Origin of the sequence: Eggerthella timonensis, assembly GCF_900184265.1 — a bacterium.
GTDB lineage: Bacteria > Actinomycetota > Coriobacteriia > Coriobacteriales > Eggerthellaceae > Eggerthella > Eggerthella timonensis.
This window is the reverse complement of record NZ_FXXA01000002.1, coordinates 271,012-285,333: the sequence shown is the minus strand read 5'-3', so window position 1 is coordinate 285,333 and position 14,322 is coordinate 271,012. Positions and strand designations below refer to the sequence as shown.

Here is a 14,322-nt window from a genome sequence, read left to right as displayed (position 1 = left end):
GCGGGCCCGTTGCGCTTGGCCGAGTGTTTCACGTGAAACATCCGTTCGCACCCCCGCTTCCGTCTCGCCGCGCGCCAGCCCTCCGTTCTTCGTCCCGCGCCCGCTGCGCCCACCATGCCGGCACCGCGCTCGTCGCTTCCCGTTCAGTGCCCGCCGTTCTCGCTCTGCCGCTCCCACAGCGCCCGCCCCGCCCGTTGCGGCGGATTCGCCTTCCGTTGTCTTCCAAGCCGTTGGGGGATCGTTGCGTCCTGCCCCTAGCGTCCTGCCGCATTAAATGGTACTATAATCGTAACATATAAGGGAAAGCAACAAACTCAGTGAGGAGTGCGGTATGGAAGCGGTTATGGACACGACGAATCCGATGGGCGATATGGTTGTGAACGACCGGCTGACCGTTGACGGCGTGAACGTATTGGTGGGCTACACCAACGAGAGCGACCAGCACGTGACCGAGGCGGAGATCCGCGCGTACCTCGAACGCGGAGCGCTGCAACATCCGAACAGCGCCGTGACCGGGCTCGCGCTGCTGGTGGATGGCGAAGACGTGGGAATTCGCTACGAGCTGGCACCCGTTCCGTTCGATCGCATCCGTCGTATCACGGGCTATCTCGTGGGCACGATGGATCGTTGGAACGACGCGAAAACATCCGAGGAGGCCGACCGTGTGAAGCACGGCGTCTATCGCGAGGATCGCGCGTTCGCGTGCGCGAACGGTTGCTAGCGCCGACGCGGCTTCAAAAAACTTCTGTTCGTTACCGGGCTGTGGCCATGAGGTCACGGCCCGTTTCGTATACTGCTACCTATGACATCAGAGAAAAACACCGACGTGCGCCAGGGGCGCAAGCACGCTCCTGGCGAGGAAACGCCGCCTGCTTGCTTGAGCGGCGATCCCACCTGCGCGACAACCGAGCGCATCCTCGAGCCGGAAGTGCGTCACCATCATCGGCGCAAGCGCAAGCTGCTCGAATTCACCCACTCGTCCACGCGCGCGACCATGCTCATGCTGGCTGCAGCCGTGGCGGCGCTCGTCATCGAGAACACCCCGGTGCTGCCGTACTTCGCCGAATTCTGGCACACGTTCGACATCGGCATCTCGCTGGGCGACTTCGCGCCGCATATCTCGCTCGAGCATTTCATCAACGACTTCCTCATGGCCATCTTCTTCCTGCTGGTGGGCCTCGAGATCAAGTTCGAGATGACGGCGGGCGAGCTCAAGAACCCGCGCAAGGCGCTGCTGCCCATCCTCGGCGCGGCCGGCGGCGCTATCGTGCCTGCGCTCGTGTACACGGCGGTGAACGTGGGCAGCGGGTTCGAGCAGGGCTGGGGCGTCCCCATGGCGAACGATATCGCGTTCTGCCTGGGCATTCTCGCATTGCTCGGCAGCCGCATCCCGGCGGGGCTGCGCTCGTTCCTCTCGACGCTCACCATCGCCGACGACATCATCGCCATCATGGTGATCGCCCTCTTTTACACCGCGAACCTCGACGTGGCATGGCTGGCCGGCGGCTTGGGTCTGTTCGCCGTGCTCATCGTGTTCAACCGGCTGCACATCTACGACCTGCTGCCGTACATCCTCGTGGGCTTGGGGATGTGGGTGTGCTTCCTCATGTCGGGCGTGCACGCCACCATCGCCGGCGTGCTGATGGCGCTTGCCATTCCGGCGCGCTCGCAGGTGAAGCTCGAGCGCGCTCCCGGCTGGTTCGCGGCACGCGCACGCAGGGCCGACGACCGTTACGACCCCGGCGAGCCCGACATCGTGCAGAAGGAGTACCTGTCCGAAGTGGCCGAGATCGGCCGCGTGTCGCGCCTGTCCATCCCGCCTATCACGCGTCTCGACCACCGTCTGCACATCCCCGTGTACTTCTTCATCCTCCCGCTGTTCGCGTTCTCGAACGCCAGCGTGGTGCTGACGGGCATGGATCCGCTGTCCATCGTCACGAACCCGGTGACCATCGGCGTGTTCTGCGGTCTCTTGTTCGGCAAGCCGCTCGGCATCTTCCTGGCCACGTGGCTTACCGTGAAGCTGAAGCTGTCCGACCTGCCGCAGGGCGTGAACTGGGGCCATATCGTGGGCGTGTCGGTGCTGGGCGGCGTGGGCTTCACCATGGCCATCTTCGTGACGAACCTCGCGTTCGTCGACCCGAACATGATCGCCATGGCGAAGGCAGCCATCTTGGCGGCGTCGCTGATCGCCGGCATCGCCGGATTCTTCATCCTGCGCGCCGTGACCGACGAGGAAGACCAGGAAGAGGTCGTCGAGCCCTAGCCGACTCGCGGCGGCCAGCGGATCATCCCTGTCTGCGGCGCTAGCTCATTTTAGGCGTAGGCGCGGCGGGAGCGGGCAGTTCGGCCGTGCAATGCGGGCAGCGCGTGGCGCCTTCCTGCACCTCTTCCAGGCAGAACGGGCAGTGGGGCGCTTCCATCTCCTCGGCATGCTTGCCGCGGGTGGTCAGCGTGCGCGCCTTGTTCATAGCCTTCACGATGAGGAACACCACGAACGCGATGATGAGGAACTGGATGACGGCGTTGATGAAGTTGCCGTACGTGAATGCGGCCGCATCGGGGCCGCTGCCCAGCGATATCTTCATGTCCGAGAAATTGATGCCGCCCGTGACCAGCGAGATCAACGGCATGATGAGGTCGCTCACCACCGAGTTCACGATGGCGGTGAACGCCGTGCCGATGACCACCGCCACGGCCAAATCCATGACGTTGCCCTGGTTGATGAACTCCTTGAATTCCTCGAAGAACTTTTTCATAGTGTGCCTTTCTTGCGTGCTTGCGGGGGCGGAGCCGTGCGTCCGCCGCCGGACAGGAATAGTGTAGAAGCCATCGTGTTAGAATGCGATGCGCGCGTCAAATCGTTGACGATTCGGTGTGTTGGGCGCAGGGCGGAACGGACGAGAGAGGCCTTTATGACGAAGATCTTTTCATACACGCAATCGATCGAAGCCGATATCGTCGACGCGTACTGCGTGCTGCAAAAAGGCTTCACCGACCAGTTCGTCTACTATCGCAAAGACCGGCCCGTGCGTTTCATGGGCATGGGGCGCTGCATCGCGCTGCCCACGCTCGACGGCGTGGAGTGCGAGCTTGAGGGCCCGGCTGTCCAGCAGCCGATCTTCTTCTCGTTCAACCGGTTCGATGCCGAGAATCCCGCCCCGAGCGACGAGCTGTTCGAGGCGTTTCCGCGTCTGAAGTTCATGCTGCCTGAAGTAGTGCTCATCGAAGACGAGCGCGGTGCATACCTGCAGGTGAACTCGCTGAGCCCGGTGTACCCGGGCCGCATCGAGCGATTCGCGCGCCAAGCGCTGGGCGCGCCGCGCCGCAGCCGTCGCACCATCCCCTTCAAGTTGGAAGCCGATTCGCGCGACGCGTGGCGCGCCAACGTGGAAGCGGCGCTCGGCGCCATCGAGCAGGGCCGCATCAGCAAGGTGGTGCTGTCGCGCCGCCAGCGCCTTGAGGCAGCGGAGCCGTTCTCGTCGAAGGACCTGGTCGTGAATCTCATCGACGGTCCGGCGCTCGGCACCGTGCTGCTGTACCGCTACGCCGACGTGTTCTTCTGCGGCTGCACGCCCGAGCTGCTCGTGCGCAAGCGCGGCAACGAGGTGGAAAGCATGTGCCTCGCGGGCACCTGCCCCGCCGGTTCGAACGAGGACGAGCGCGCGCGGCTGGCCGACGAGCTCATGGCCGATGCGAAGAACCGCGCCGAGCACGACTACGTGGTGCGGTTCATCCGCGAGGTCTTCCAGCGCACGTGCTACGACGTGGACGTTCCCGAGGAGCCGGGCATCCTGCCGCTCACGCATGTGCAGCATCTGTGCACGCCCGCAAGCGCGCGCATGCTGGAAGGCGTCGATCTGTGGACGATGAAAGACGATCTGCATCCCACGCCCGCCGTGGCCGGAACGCCGGTGGGCGAGGCGCAGATGCTGATCAGGGGCATTGAATCGTACAACCGCGGGTTCTTCGCCGGCGCGTGCGGCTACGTTGACGGCGCGGGCGACGGCGAGTTCTCGGTGGCGCTGCGCACGGGCGTGTTCGACGGCGAGGTGGGCTGGGTGTATGCGGGCTGCGGCATCGTGGCCGGCAGCGTGGCCGACGACGAGTACGATGAGATCGGCATGAAGCTGAAAACGGTTCTGTCGGCGTTCGAGGGGAATGAGACAATTACCCCGTCCCTTCGTCTCGCGGACGGAGGCGAGCGATGAAGGCCGAACCCGCCGCAACGGCTCTGTTTCTGGGCGCGTTCTTCGACGAGTTGGAGCGCTGGGGGGTGCGCGACGTGGTGGTGAGCCCCGGGTCGCGCTCGACGCCGCTTGCCATGGTGGCCTACGAGCTGTCGCGCCGCTTTCCGGAGCGCATGCGGCTGTTCGTGGACGTGGACGAGCGCGGTGCGGCGTTCTTCGCGCTGGGCTTGGCGAAGGCGAGCGGACGCCCGGCCGCCGTCGTCTGCACGTCCGGCACGGCGGTGGCGAACTACTACCCGGCCGTCATGGAGGCCGAGTCGTCCCGCGTGCCGCTCATCGTGCTGACGGGCGATCGCCCGGCGCGCCTGCAAGGTCTGGGCGCTCCGCAGACGTGCGATCAGCTGAACGCGTACGGCGCGCACGTGCGCGTGTTTCGCCACATGCCCGAGCCCGCCGCGGACGAGGCCGCCATCGCATTCGCGCGCCAGGCGGCGCGGGAGGCGTGCATCGCCGCAGGCGGGGAGCTTGCGTGCGCTGCGGCGGAACCGCGCATCGCGGGTGCCTGCCTGGGCGGTCCCGTGCATCTGAACTTCCCGTTCGACGAGCCGCTCAAGCCCGATCTGCAGGTCGAGGGCTTGTTCGAGACTGGACGAAGCGCCCAGGACGCGCTTTCCGACCTGCGCATGGCTCAACCGCCGACGTATTTCGACCCGATCGATTCCGCCCGTTTGCTTGAGACGCTGCGCGGCAAGCGCGTGCTCGTGGTGGCGGGGGAGGGGTCGTGCGCGACGGCAGGAGAGGCGAACGCGCTGCTGGCCTGGGCCGAGTCGTTCGAGTACCCGCTGCTGGCCGACCCGCTGTCGGGCCTGCGCACCGTTTGCGACGCGCTTGTCGTCGACCACTACGACACCGTGCTGGCCGCGCCGACCGAGGCGCTGGCGCCCGAGGTGGTCATCCGCTTCGGACGCTACCCGGTGTCGAAGCGCGCCACGACGTTCCTCGCTTCCGCGAACGCGCTCAATATCGTGGTGGATCCGCTGGAGACGCGCGATTTCAACTGCGGGACCGACCTGTACCTGCGTTGCACGCCGCTCGACCTTTCGCAAACGCTGCTCTCGGCCATGCGCGGAATCGCGCGCGAGGACGTTATGAGCGAGCGGCAGCATGCATTCGCGGCAGCCTGGCTGGACGCGAACGTCGCGGCAGGCAGGCGCGTCGCGGCGGTTGATACGGTCGTGAGCGGCTTCGAGGGGGCGTTCGTGCGTCGCGTGGCCGAGCGCGCCCCCGAAGGTTCGTGCCTATTCGCGGCGAACTCCATGAGCGTGCGCGCCCTTGACTCCTTCTATGCCAAGAGCGACAAGCAGCTGACGGTGCTGTGCAATCGCGGGCTGAACGGTATCGACGGAACCGTGTCGACGGCGTTGGGCGCGGCGCAGCGCTTCGAGCAGACCACCCTGCTCACGGGCGATTTGACGCTGCTGCACGACCTGAACGCCCTCGCGCTGCAGCGCGAGCTGCGCGTGCAGCGCGAGTTGGGCGCTCCGGCGCGCAGCATCGCCATCGTGCTGCTGAACAACAACGGCGGCGGCATCTTCGACATGCTCCCGCAGCGTTCGGAGGACGCGTATTTCGAGCGGCTGTTCCTCACGCCTCAGGATGTGGACTTCGGTGCGGCAGCGCGGGCGTTCGACGTGCCGTATCATTTGGTGGAAACCGTGAGCGCTTTCGACGAGGCCTACGCCGCCACGCTCGGTGTGCCGGGGATCTCGCTCATCGAGGTGCGCGTCCCTCTCGAAGGCCTTCCCGAGCGCTACGCCCCGTACTGGTCGTAGGTGGCGAGAACGATGGGCGCAGCGCGATTGCGTGGCGAATTAGGAGGCGACGTGCGCGCGGAACAATTTCTTGGATTTCTTGCGGGGAGCCCGGGGGAATCTGGCACAAATTTACGGGTATGCAAGTTGTTTTGGGGCACGGAAAATCATGACCTGGCATTATTGCGAAGCCGGTGCTCCCTCACGTTGATTTTCGGGGCGAATTCCTCGCATACCCGTCAATTTGTGCCAGGTTTGGATCATGGGACCGACCGTTCGATCACGTGCGGTTCGTTTGGGGGCGCAGCGTGGACGACGCGGTGAGCTCTTTCTCTTTCGGCGGAATCTCGTACGCGTACCGTGTGTGGGCGCCTGCGCCCGCCACGGCCGCTGCGCCCGAGGCCGCCGCCGCGACTCCGCTTGTGCCCCCTGCGCCGCTCGTCCTACTGCACGGGTTCGCCCAAAGCGCCGCATCGTGGGATGCCGTGGCGCGCGAGTTTGCGGCGGCCGGCCGGTCCGTGTACGCGCTCGACCTGGCGGGACATGGCGAAAGCGAGCGCCCTGCCGACCCGCAGGCCTATGCGCTGGAAGCGCAGGCCGACGCGCTGCTCGCGTTTGCTCGCAAGCTCGCGGACGACGAGGGAACACGTCCTGCGATCCTCGGTTACTCGATGGGCGGTCGCGTGACGCTCGCCGCGCTGGGCCGCGACCCGCAGGTGTTTTCGGGCGTCATTCTGGAAGCGGTCGGCTTCGGCCCCGCCACGCAGGCCGAACGCGACGCGGCGGCCGAACGCGATGCCGCCTGCGCGGCGCGTCTGCGCACGGACGGCCTGGAGGCTTTCATGGAATTCTGGGAGCAGCTCCCCCTGTTCGCCAGCCAGCGCGAGCTACCTCCCGACGTGCGTGCTCGCGTGCGTGCGGGGCGCCTGGCGAACGACGCCGAGGCCCTTGCGCGCACGTTCGAGCACGCCGGCCAGCACGTCATGCCCGCGCGGACGACGACGCTTGAAACGCTCGCGCGCCTGCGCGAGGCCGGCACGCCGCTGCTCTACCTGGCGGGCGAGCGCGATGCGAAATACCGTGCCCTCGCGGCACAGGCCGCCGAGATAGGCGCGACGGTGCGCATCGTGCCCGGCGCGGGCCACAGCACGCACCTCGAAGCACCCGATGCCTTCGTGCGCGAAACGGCGGCGTTCCTCTCGGGGGCGGGGTGAGACAGAGGGGCGGGGTAATTGTCTCATTTCGCTTGCGAAATGAAAATGAGACAATTACCCCGTCCCTCTGTCTCACTGCCCAGCCCCATAGGACGGCAACGCGTATAATGGCCAAACGACCGATCATGCACGACACAGGAGGCACCATGGCCGATCTCGAAGGCGGAACAACCCTATCCCTCGACCGCCATCTCGGCGCGTCGGACACCGCCGAGGCGATCAAGTCCTACACGGAGATCGAGATACCGGAGAGCTTGCGCGACAACCTCGTGCTGTTCCTCCGCATGGAGCGCAAGGTGCTCAAGGAGTACGATCCCGCCATCTGCACCCTCTTCGACCGTCTGTTCAACAGCGTGATCAGGGCGAACGAGGGCAACCCCGGCACCGTCGCAGCAGAGGAGCCCACGGACGCCCAGGGCATTCCCACGGCGGACACCGACGGCGCGCGGGCGTTCCGCGAGGCCGTCGAGCTCATCGACGCGCTGCCGGTGGATCAGGCGCAGGTGGTGGTGCGCGCGTTCACGTCGTTCTTCCACCTGGCGAACCTGTCCGAGGAGAATTACCGCGTGGAAACGCTGCGCGAGCTGGAGCGCAACGTGTCGATGGAGTCGGCGGTGGACACCTCGAACGAGCTGGTCGTGGCGTACGGTCGCCTGCTGGACGAAGTCGGCACCGAACGCACGGCCGAGCTGCTCGGCCGCTTGGAATTCCATCCCGTGTTCACGGCGCATCCCACGGAGGCGCGCCGTAAAGCGGTGGAGGGAAAGATCCGCCGCATCGCCGCCTTGCTGGACGAGCATTCCCGTTTGGGCGGGTCGGCCCTTCTCGAGAACGAGCGCCACATGCTGCAGGAGATCGACGCGCTCGTGCGCACGTCGCCCACCGAGCTGAAGAAGCCGACCCCGCTCGAGGAGGCCGACACCATCATCGACATCTTCGACGGCACGCTGTTCGACACGGTGCCGCAGGTGTACCGACGCTTCGACGACTGGGTGCTGGGCGAGGAGGCCGGCACCGTGCCGCCCGTCTGCCCGGCGTTCTTCCGCCCGGGCAGCTGGATCGGCTCGGATCGCGACGGCAACCCGAACGTCACCGCGAAGGTTTCGCGCCGGGTTGCGGCCAAGTACTTCGCGCACATGGTGTCGAAGCTGGCCGAGGAATGCCGCAGCATCGGGCGCAACCTCACGCTGGAATCGCGGCACACCGCGCCCACGGACGAGCTTATGAACCTGTGGAGCCAGCTCGTGGAGATGAGCGAGACGCTGACGGGGCGGGTGGCCGACGACCTGGGTTTCGAGCCGCATCGCGCCGTCATGCTGGTGATGGCCGCGCGCCTCGAAGGCACGGTGGCGCGCAATGCCGACATCATGTACTCCTCGCCCGAAGAGCTGCTGGCCGACCTGCGCACGGTGCAGGACTCGCTCGCGCGCGCCGGAGCCGTGCGCGCCGCGTACGGGCCCGTGCAGACGCTTATCTGGCAGGTGGAGACGTTCGGGTTCCATATGGTGGAAATGGAGTTCCGTCAGCATTCGCTCGTGCACGAACGCGCGCTGGCCGACATCCGCGCCCATGGCGTGCTCGGAAAGCTCGACCCCATGACGCGCGAGGTGCTCGACACGTTCCGCGCCATCGGAGCCATCCAGAAGCGCTACGGGCAGAAGATGGCACGGCGCTACATCGTGTCCTTCACCAAGAGCGCCCGCCACATGGCCGACGTGTACGAGCTGGCCGAGCTCGCGTTCTCCCACGCGCAGGACGTGCCCGAGCTGGACGTGATCCCCCTGTTCGAGCAGCTGGAGGATCTGGAGAACTGCGTCGACGTGCTCGACGAGATGCTGCAGCTGCCGCCCGTGCAACGCCGCCTGGAGCAGACGGGTCGGCGGATGGAGGTCATGCTGGGCTACTCGGACTCCTCGAAGGACGCGGGCCCCGTCACCGCCACGCTCGCCCTGCATTCGGCGCAGGAGCGCATCGCCCGCTGGGCCGAGGAACGCGGCATCGACGTGGTGCTCATGCACGGACGCGGCGGGGCGGTGGGTCGCGGGGGCGGGCCAGCCAACCGCGCGGTGCTCGCGCAGCCCAAGGGCTCGGTGAACTGCCGGTTCAAGGTGACCGAGCAGGGCGAGGTCATCTTCGCTCGCTACGGCAACCGCTCGCTTGCGCTGCGTCACATCGAAAGCGTGGCGGCGGCCACGCTCATGAACTCGGCGCCGTCGGTGGAGCGCGTCAACACCGAGGCCACGGAGCGGTTCGCCGAGGCGGCAGCGCGCTTGAACGAGATCGCGCACGAACGCTATCTGGACCTGCTGCATACCGACGGCTTCGCGCCGTGGTTCTCCACGGTCACGCCCCTGGCCGAGGTGGGCCTGCTGCCCATCGGCAGCCGCCCGGCCAAGCGCGGCCTGGGCGCCCAGTCGCTCGACGACCTGCGCACCATCCCCTGGGTGTTCTCGTGGTCGCAGGCGCGCATCAACCTGGCAGCTTGGTACGGCCTGGGCACCGCGTGCGAGCAGGTGGGCGACCTGGAGCTTTTACAGCGCGCGTATCGCGAATGGCCCTTGTTCCGCACGTTCATCGACAACATCGAGATGTCCATCGCCAAAACGGACGGACGCATCGCGAAGATGTACCTGGCGCTGGGCGATCGCGACGACTTGGCGCAGACGGTGTTCGAGGAGATGCGGCTGACGCGCTCGTGGGCGCTTGCCATCGTGGGCGACGACTGGCCGCTCGAGCATCGTCGCGTGCTGGGCTGCGCCATCCGCGTGCGCAACCCCTACGTTGACGCCCTGTCGCTCGCGCAGGTGCGCGCGCTGCGCGTGATCCGCAGCCAGCAGGAGGAGCTCTCCGACGAAGCAAAGGCCGAATACCTGGCGCTCATCCTGGCCACCGTGACTGGGGTGTCCGCCGGCTTGCAGAACACGGGGTAGCGCCCGAAGCGAGGTGGGGGACGGGGTTGGCGAGACAGTGGGACGGGGGTCATGTCTCATCGACGATGAGACATGACCCCCGTCCCACTGTCTCGCCGCCGCCTCCCCCTCGTTGCTTGTGCCACCCGGGTGGCATGTCGTTTCGCCTCAACCAACGGTCCATTCTCCCGGTTCTTTTCGGAGAAATTTTGCTATGAGGTGCGAAAACGCGCGATACGCGGTACTATACAGACATCTAGTTGGAGATCCCCTTCTACACACGGCGCATCCGCCTTGTCGGATCGCGCGACGAAAGGACGGCCATGGGCGACATTGCGTGGCAGGCGGGCAAGGCATACCGCGAGATCATCTATGAAACAGCAGGCGGTATCGCCAAAATCAGCATCAATCGGCCCGAGCGACGCAATGCATTCACCCCGCTCACCGTCAACGAGCTGTACGACGCTTTCAGCGAAGCGCGCGACGACGCCAGCATCGGCGTCATCATCCTCACCGGCGTCAACCACGGCGGTCGCCACGAGGACGAGGCGTTCTGCTCGGGCGGCGACCAGAAGATTCGCGGCAACGGCGGCTACGTGGGCGAGGACAACATCCCGCGCCTCAACGTGCTGGACTTGCAGCGCCTCATCCGCGTGGTGCCGAAGCCCGTCATCGCCATGGTGAACGGTTACGCCATCGGTGGCGGACACGTGCTGCACATCCTGTGCGACCTCTCCATCGCGGCCGAGACGGCCAAGTTCGGCCAGACCGGCCCCAAGGTGGGCAGCTTCGACGCGGGGTACGGCGCGGGCTATTTGGCCGACATCGTGGGCCAGAAGAAGGCGCGCGAGATCTGGTACCTCTGCCGCCAGTACACGGCTGCCGAAGCGCTTGAGATGGGCCTCGTGAACAAGGTGGTGCCGTTCGAGGAGCTGGAATCCGAGTGCGTGAGCTGGGCGCAGGAGATGCTGCAGTTCAGCCCCACGGCGCTCAGGTTCATGAAGGCGTCGTTCAATGCGGCGACGGACGGCCTGGCCGGCATCCAGCAGCTCGCCGGCGACGCGACGCTTTTGTACTACACCACCGACGAGGCGAAGGAAGGTCGCGACGCGTTCAAGGAGAAGCGCGCTCCCGACTTCACCCAGTTCCCCAAGTTTCCCTAGGATCGCAGGTTAGCGAGGGCACGACCGAAAGGCAGGAATCCGGCAGCGATGATCGGTGCGTTTGAAAGCATGATGCGGCAGTGTCCGCAGCGCACGTGCTTCACGTACGTTGACGAGGCGGGCAACGAAACGGCGTACTCGTACCGCGAGGCGCGCATGCTGTCCGCTGCGCTTGCCCGACTCCTGCTCGAACGCGGCGTGCGGCCCGGCGACTGCGTTGCCGTCGATCTGCCGAACTGCCCGGAGTACGTGCTGCTCATGCTGGCCGCCGCGTACGGCGGCTTCGCCCTCGTGACGCTCAACAACCGGCTGACCGATGCCGAGAAGTACAGCCGGTTGCTCGATATCGAACGCAAGCCCGACGTGTCGCTGGCATCGCTGCGCATCGATGAGACCAACGCCTCGCGCCTGGTCGACGGCGCGCAGGCGCTGCTCGCGGGCGAGAACGCTCTCGGTGCGCAAGGCTCCGCCCGCGCGTCGCAGCGCGGCGTGCGTCCCAGCTTTGCGGCGCGCGTCAACGCGGCGTCCGCCGAGGCTCGCACCACGAAGGCTCTCGGGCGCGCCAGCTCGGGCCGCGCCTCGCTGCGACGCCGCAGCGAGATGGCGCAGCAGGATGCGGCCGAAAGCGTCATCCACTTCGCCGAGCACGCTTCGCACGTGTTCGACTTCGATGCTCGCGCGGTGGTCATGTTCACGTCCGGCACCACGGGTCGCGCCAAAGCGGTATCGCTGACGTGGGGAAACATCTGCTTCGCATCCGAAGCGTCCAACCGGGCGCTCAATCGCCAGGGCGAGGGCTTGTGGCAGGCCGTGCTGCCGCTCTATCACATCGGCGGCTTTCAGGTGATCGTGCGCAGCGTGCTGAACTGCTGCCCCTTCGTGCTGTACCGACGCTTCGACGCGGCGCGCCTGCTGTCCGATGCGGCGAAGAAGGGCGCGACGCACGTGTCGGTGGTCGACAAAATGCTGCAGGACATGTTGGTCGTGGACAAGCCGGAAACGCTCGCACGCTACTCGTGCATCCTGCTGGGCGGCGGCGCGCTCAACCCGCAAACGCTCGATCGCGCCTGCCGCGCGGGCGCGCGCGTGTACGCGAGCTACGGCATGACCGAGACGTCGAGCCAGATCGCCCATGCCCAGGTGACCGCCTCGTTCACCGGCGGCTTGCGTTTGCTGCCCGGCTACGAGGCTCATATCGTGGATCCCGGCGACGACGGGTTCGGCCGCCTTGCCGTCAAGGGCCCGGGCCTGTTCGGCGGGTACCTGAACGCGCGCGCGGCCTACACGGTGGACGGCTTCTTCCTGACGGGCGACACGGCGGCGCTGTACGGCGGCAAGCTGTTCGTGAAGGAGCGCACCGAGGACATGTTCGTGTCGGGCGGCGAGAACGTGTACCCGGCCGAGATCAAGGAGAAGCTGCTGCGCGTGGCCGGGGTGGCCGACGCGCACGTGTTCGGCGCGCCCGATGCGCGATGGGGCCGGAGGCCCGTGGCGTTCGTCGAGCGCGAGAAGGTGCCCGCGCCGCGCCCGACGACGAGCCGCTTCAACCAGCGGGAGCAGGCCAATCCTCGTGCGACCATGACGAACCGCCAGCTCGCAACCACCATCCGCGCCAGCCTCGCGCCGCGCCTATCGAAGCTGTACCTGCCCAAGCACGTGTGCGTGGTTGACGAGTTCCCGCGCTCGGGCATCGGCAAGGTCGACCGCGCCGCGCTCGAGCAGCTCTACGATCAGCGCATCGAGGTGGCGCGCGTCACGCTGCACCGCATTCGCCTGCCGTTCAAAACGCCCTTCAAGACGGCGAAGGCCACGTTGACGCATCGCGAGTCCGTCATCGTCGAAGTGACCGATCACGCCGGCCGCACAGGCCTGGGCGAGTGCGTGGCGTTCCCCACCGACTGGTACCTGCCCGAGGTGCTCGATCAGGACGTCCGGGTGCTCCACGACCTGCTGGCGCCGCTCGTGCTGCACGAGGCCTTCCTTCATCCGCGCGAGGTGAGCGCCGCCTTCGCCTCCCTTCCCGAGGCCCAGGCGTTCCCGCTGGCGTGCGGGGCGCTCGAGCCGGCGTTGTGGGACTTGTACGGCAAGATCGTCGGGAAGCCGTTGCGGCAGCTCATCGGCGGGGAAGTTGGGGCCGCAGGTGCGGGCGCGCCTGCGGGCGCTCCCGGTGGCGCGTCCACGAGCGTGCCGGCCGGCGCGGTGATCGGCCTGGGCTCCGCGGTGGAAACGGCGGCTGCCGCCCGGCGGTGCGCCGAGGCGGGCTACAAACGCGTGAAGCTGAAGGTGAAGCCGGGAGGCGCGCTCGCCTGCGCGCAGGCCGTGCGCGCGGCGCTGCCCGACATGATGATCACGCTCGATGCCAATCAGAGCTTCTCGGAGCGCGAAGCCGAGGAGCTGCGCGGTCTCGACAACCTGAACGTCGCCTGGATCGAGGAGCCCCTCGATCCGCGCCGCCTGCCCGCCGTGGGTCCTACCGACCTGTTCAGCCGCTTGTCGCGGCTGCAGCGCGCGCTGCGCACCCCCATCTGCCTCGATGAATCCATCGTGCGTCCCGACGACCTATCGCGCGCGCTGGCGCATCCCGAGCTGCGTTGCTACGCCCTCAAGCTGGGGAAATGCGGTGGCGTGCAGCCGGCGCTCGACTTCGTGCGCCTGGCGCAGGCCCGCGGCATCGACGTGTGGATGGGCGGCATGTACGACACGGGCGTGTCCAAGCGACTGCACGCCGCGTTCGAGACGCTGCACGCGGTGCGCGCGCCCGGCGATATCGGCGATACGGCCCGCTACTTCTCCTGCGACATCACCGATCCGCCCCACACGGCCGAGCGCGGCATGGTGACGCTCAACCGCGAAGGACATGCTGCCGGCCTGGGGTGCGATCTCAACCGTTCGGCGTTGGAGAACGTGCTGGTAGAGCGCATCGTCATCACGTAATGAGACAAAGGGACGGGGTAAACGTCTCATTTTGCATGCAAAATGAGACGTTTACCCCGTCCCTTTGTCTCATTCGGTATCGTTCGGGATGACGAGGCGCA

The 14,322-nt window shown here is 66.7% G+C and carries 9 protein-coding genes; 8 read left to right on the top strand and 1 reads right to left on the bottom strand.

Translation table 11 applies throughout. From position 1 onward, the window contains the following. The first annotated feature begins 331 nt into the window (after positions 1-331). Positions 332-721: an anaerobic ribonucleoside-triphosphate reductase gene (gene nrdD, locus C1A15_RS01240; RefSeq protein ID WP_101720895.1), complete on the top strand. Its 390-nt coding sequence runs from the start codon at positions 332-334 to the stop codon at positions 719-721. 81 nt (positions 722-802) lie between these two features. Beyond that, complete coding sequence (nhaA, locus tag C1A15_RS01235) at positions 803-2,266, top strand: Na+/H+ antiporter NhaA (RefSeq protein WP_245864862.1); 1,464 nt, start codon at positions 803-805, stop codon at positions 2,264-2,266. Between the two features lie 40 nt (positions 2,267-2,306). Here the strand turns inward: nhaA and mscL are convergent, their stop codons facing one another. Then, entirely contained in the window at positions 2,307-2,759 is a 453-nt protein-coding gene (gene mscL, locus C1A15_RS01230) for a large conductance mechanosensitive channel protein MscL (RefSeq protein WP_101720894.1), read from the bottom strand. A gap of 156 nt (positions 2,760-2,915) precedes the next feature. On the opposite strand from mscL, the gene C1A15_RS01225 reads away from it, so the two are divergent. From C1A15_RS01225 to menC, 6 genes are all read left to right on the top strand, one after another. Further along, on the top strand, positions 2,916-4,211 hold the full coding sequence (locus C1A15_RS01225; RefSeq protein ID WP_101720893.1) for an isochorismate synthase: 1,296 nt from the start codon (positions 2,916-2,918) through the stop codon (positions 4,209-4,211). Continuing rightward, a complete protein-coding gene (gene menD / locus C1A15_RS01220; protein ID WP_101720892.1) occupies positions 4,208-6,022 on the top strand; it encodes a 2-succinyl-5-enolpyruvyl-6-hydroxy-3-cyclohexene-1-carboxylic-acid synthase in 1,815 nt (604 codons plus the stop codon). Before C1A15_RS01225 ends, menD begins: the two co-directional genes overlap by 4 nt. Positions 6,023-6,309: 287 nt before the next feature. After that, the gene (locus C1A15_RS01215; RefSeq protein WP_101723639.1) at positions 6,310-7,215 is read left to right on the top strand and encodes an alpha/beta fold hydrolase; all 906 of its coding nucleotides are present in this window, start codon (positions 6,310-6,312) and stop codon (positions 7,213-7,215) included. A 146-nt stretch (positions 7,216-7,361) separates the two neighbouring features. Then, positions 7,362-10,145, top strand: a complete 2,784-nt coding sequence (locus C1A15_RS01210) for a phosphoenolpyruvate carboxylase (RefSeq protein WP_101720891.1) — start codon at positions 7,362-7,364, stop codon at positions 10,143-10,145. A gap of 302 nt (positions 10,146-10,447) precedes the next feature. After that, a complete protein-coding gene (gene menB / locus C1A15_RS01205) occupies positions 10,448-11,287 on the top strand; it encodes a 1,4-dihydroxy-2-naphthoyl-CoA synthase (protein WP_101720890.1) in 840 nt (279 codons plus the stop codon). A 48-nt stretch (positions 11,288-11,335) separates the two neighbouring features. Continuing rightward, entirely contained in the window at positions 11,336-14,221 is a 2,886-nt protein-coding gene (menC, locus tag C1A15_RS01200; protein WP_101720889.1) for an o-succinylbenzoate synthase, read from the top strand. Positions 14,222-14,322: the final 101 nt, after the last annotated feature.

Excerpts from the sequence above, each read along its gene's own strand:
- menC (WP_101720889.1), top strand. The coding sequence starts at position 11,336 with ATGATCGGTGCGTTTGAAAGCATGATGCGGCAGTGTCCGCAGCGCACG.
- nhaA (WP_245864862.1), top strand. The coding sequence starts at position 803 with ATGACATCAGAGAAAAACACCGACGTGCGCCAGGGGCGCAAGCACGCT.
- mscL (WP_101720894.1), bottom strand. The coding sequence starts at position 2,759 with ATGAAAAAGTTCTTCGAGGAATTCAAGGAGTTCATCAACCAGGGCAAC.
- nrdD (WP_101720895.1), top strand. The coding sequence starts at position 332 with ATGGAAGCGGTTATGGACACGACGAATCCGATGGGCGATATGGTTGTG.
- C1A15_RS01225 (WP_101720893.1), top strand. The coding sequence starts at position 2,916 with ATGACGAAGATCTTTTCATACACGCAATCGATCGAAGCCGATATCGTC.
- menB (WP_101720890.1), top strand. The coding sequence starts at position 10,448 with ATGGGCGACATTGCGTGGCAGGCGGGCAAGGCATACCGCGAGATCATC.
- C1A15_RS01210 (WP_101720891.1), top strand. The coding sequence starts at position 7,362 with ATGGCCGATCTCGAAGGCGGAACAACCCTATCCCTCGACCGCCATCTC.
- menD (WP_101720892.1), top strand. The coding sequence starts at position 4,208 with ATGAAGGCCGAACCCGCCGCAACGGCTCTGTTTCTGGGCGCGTTCTTC.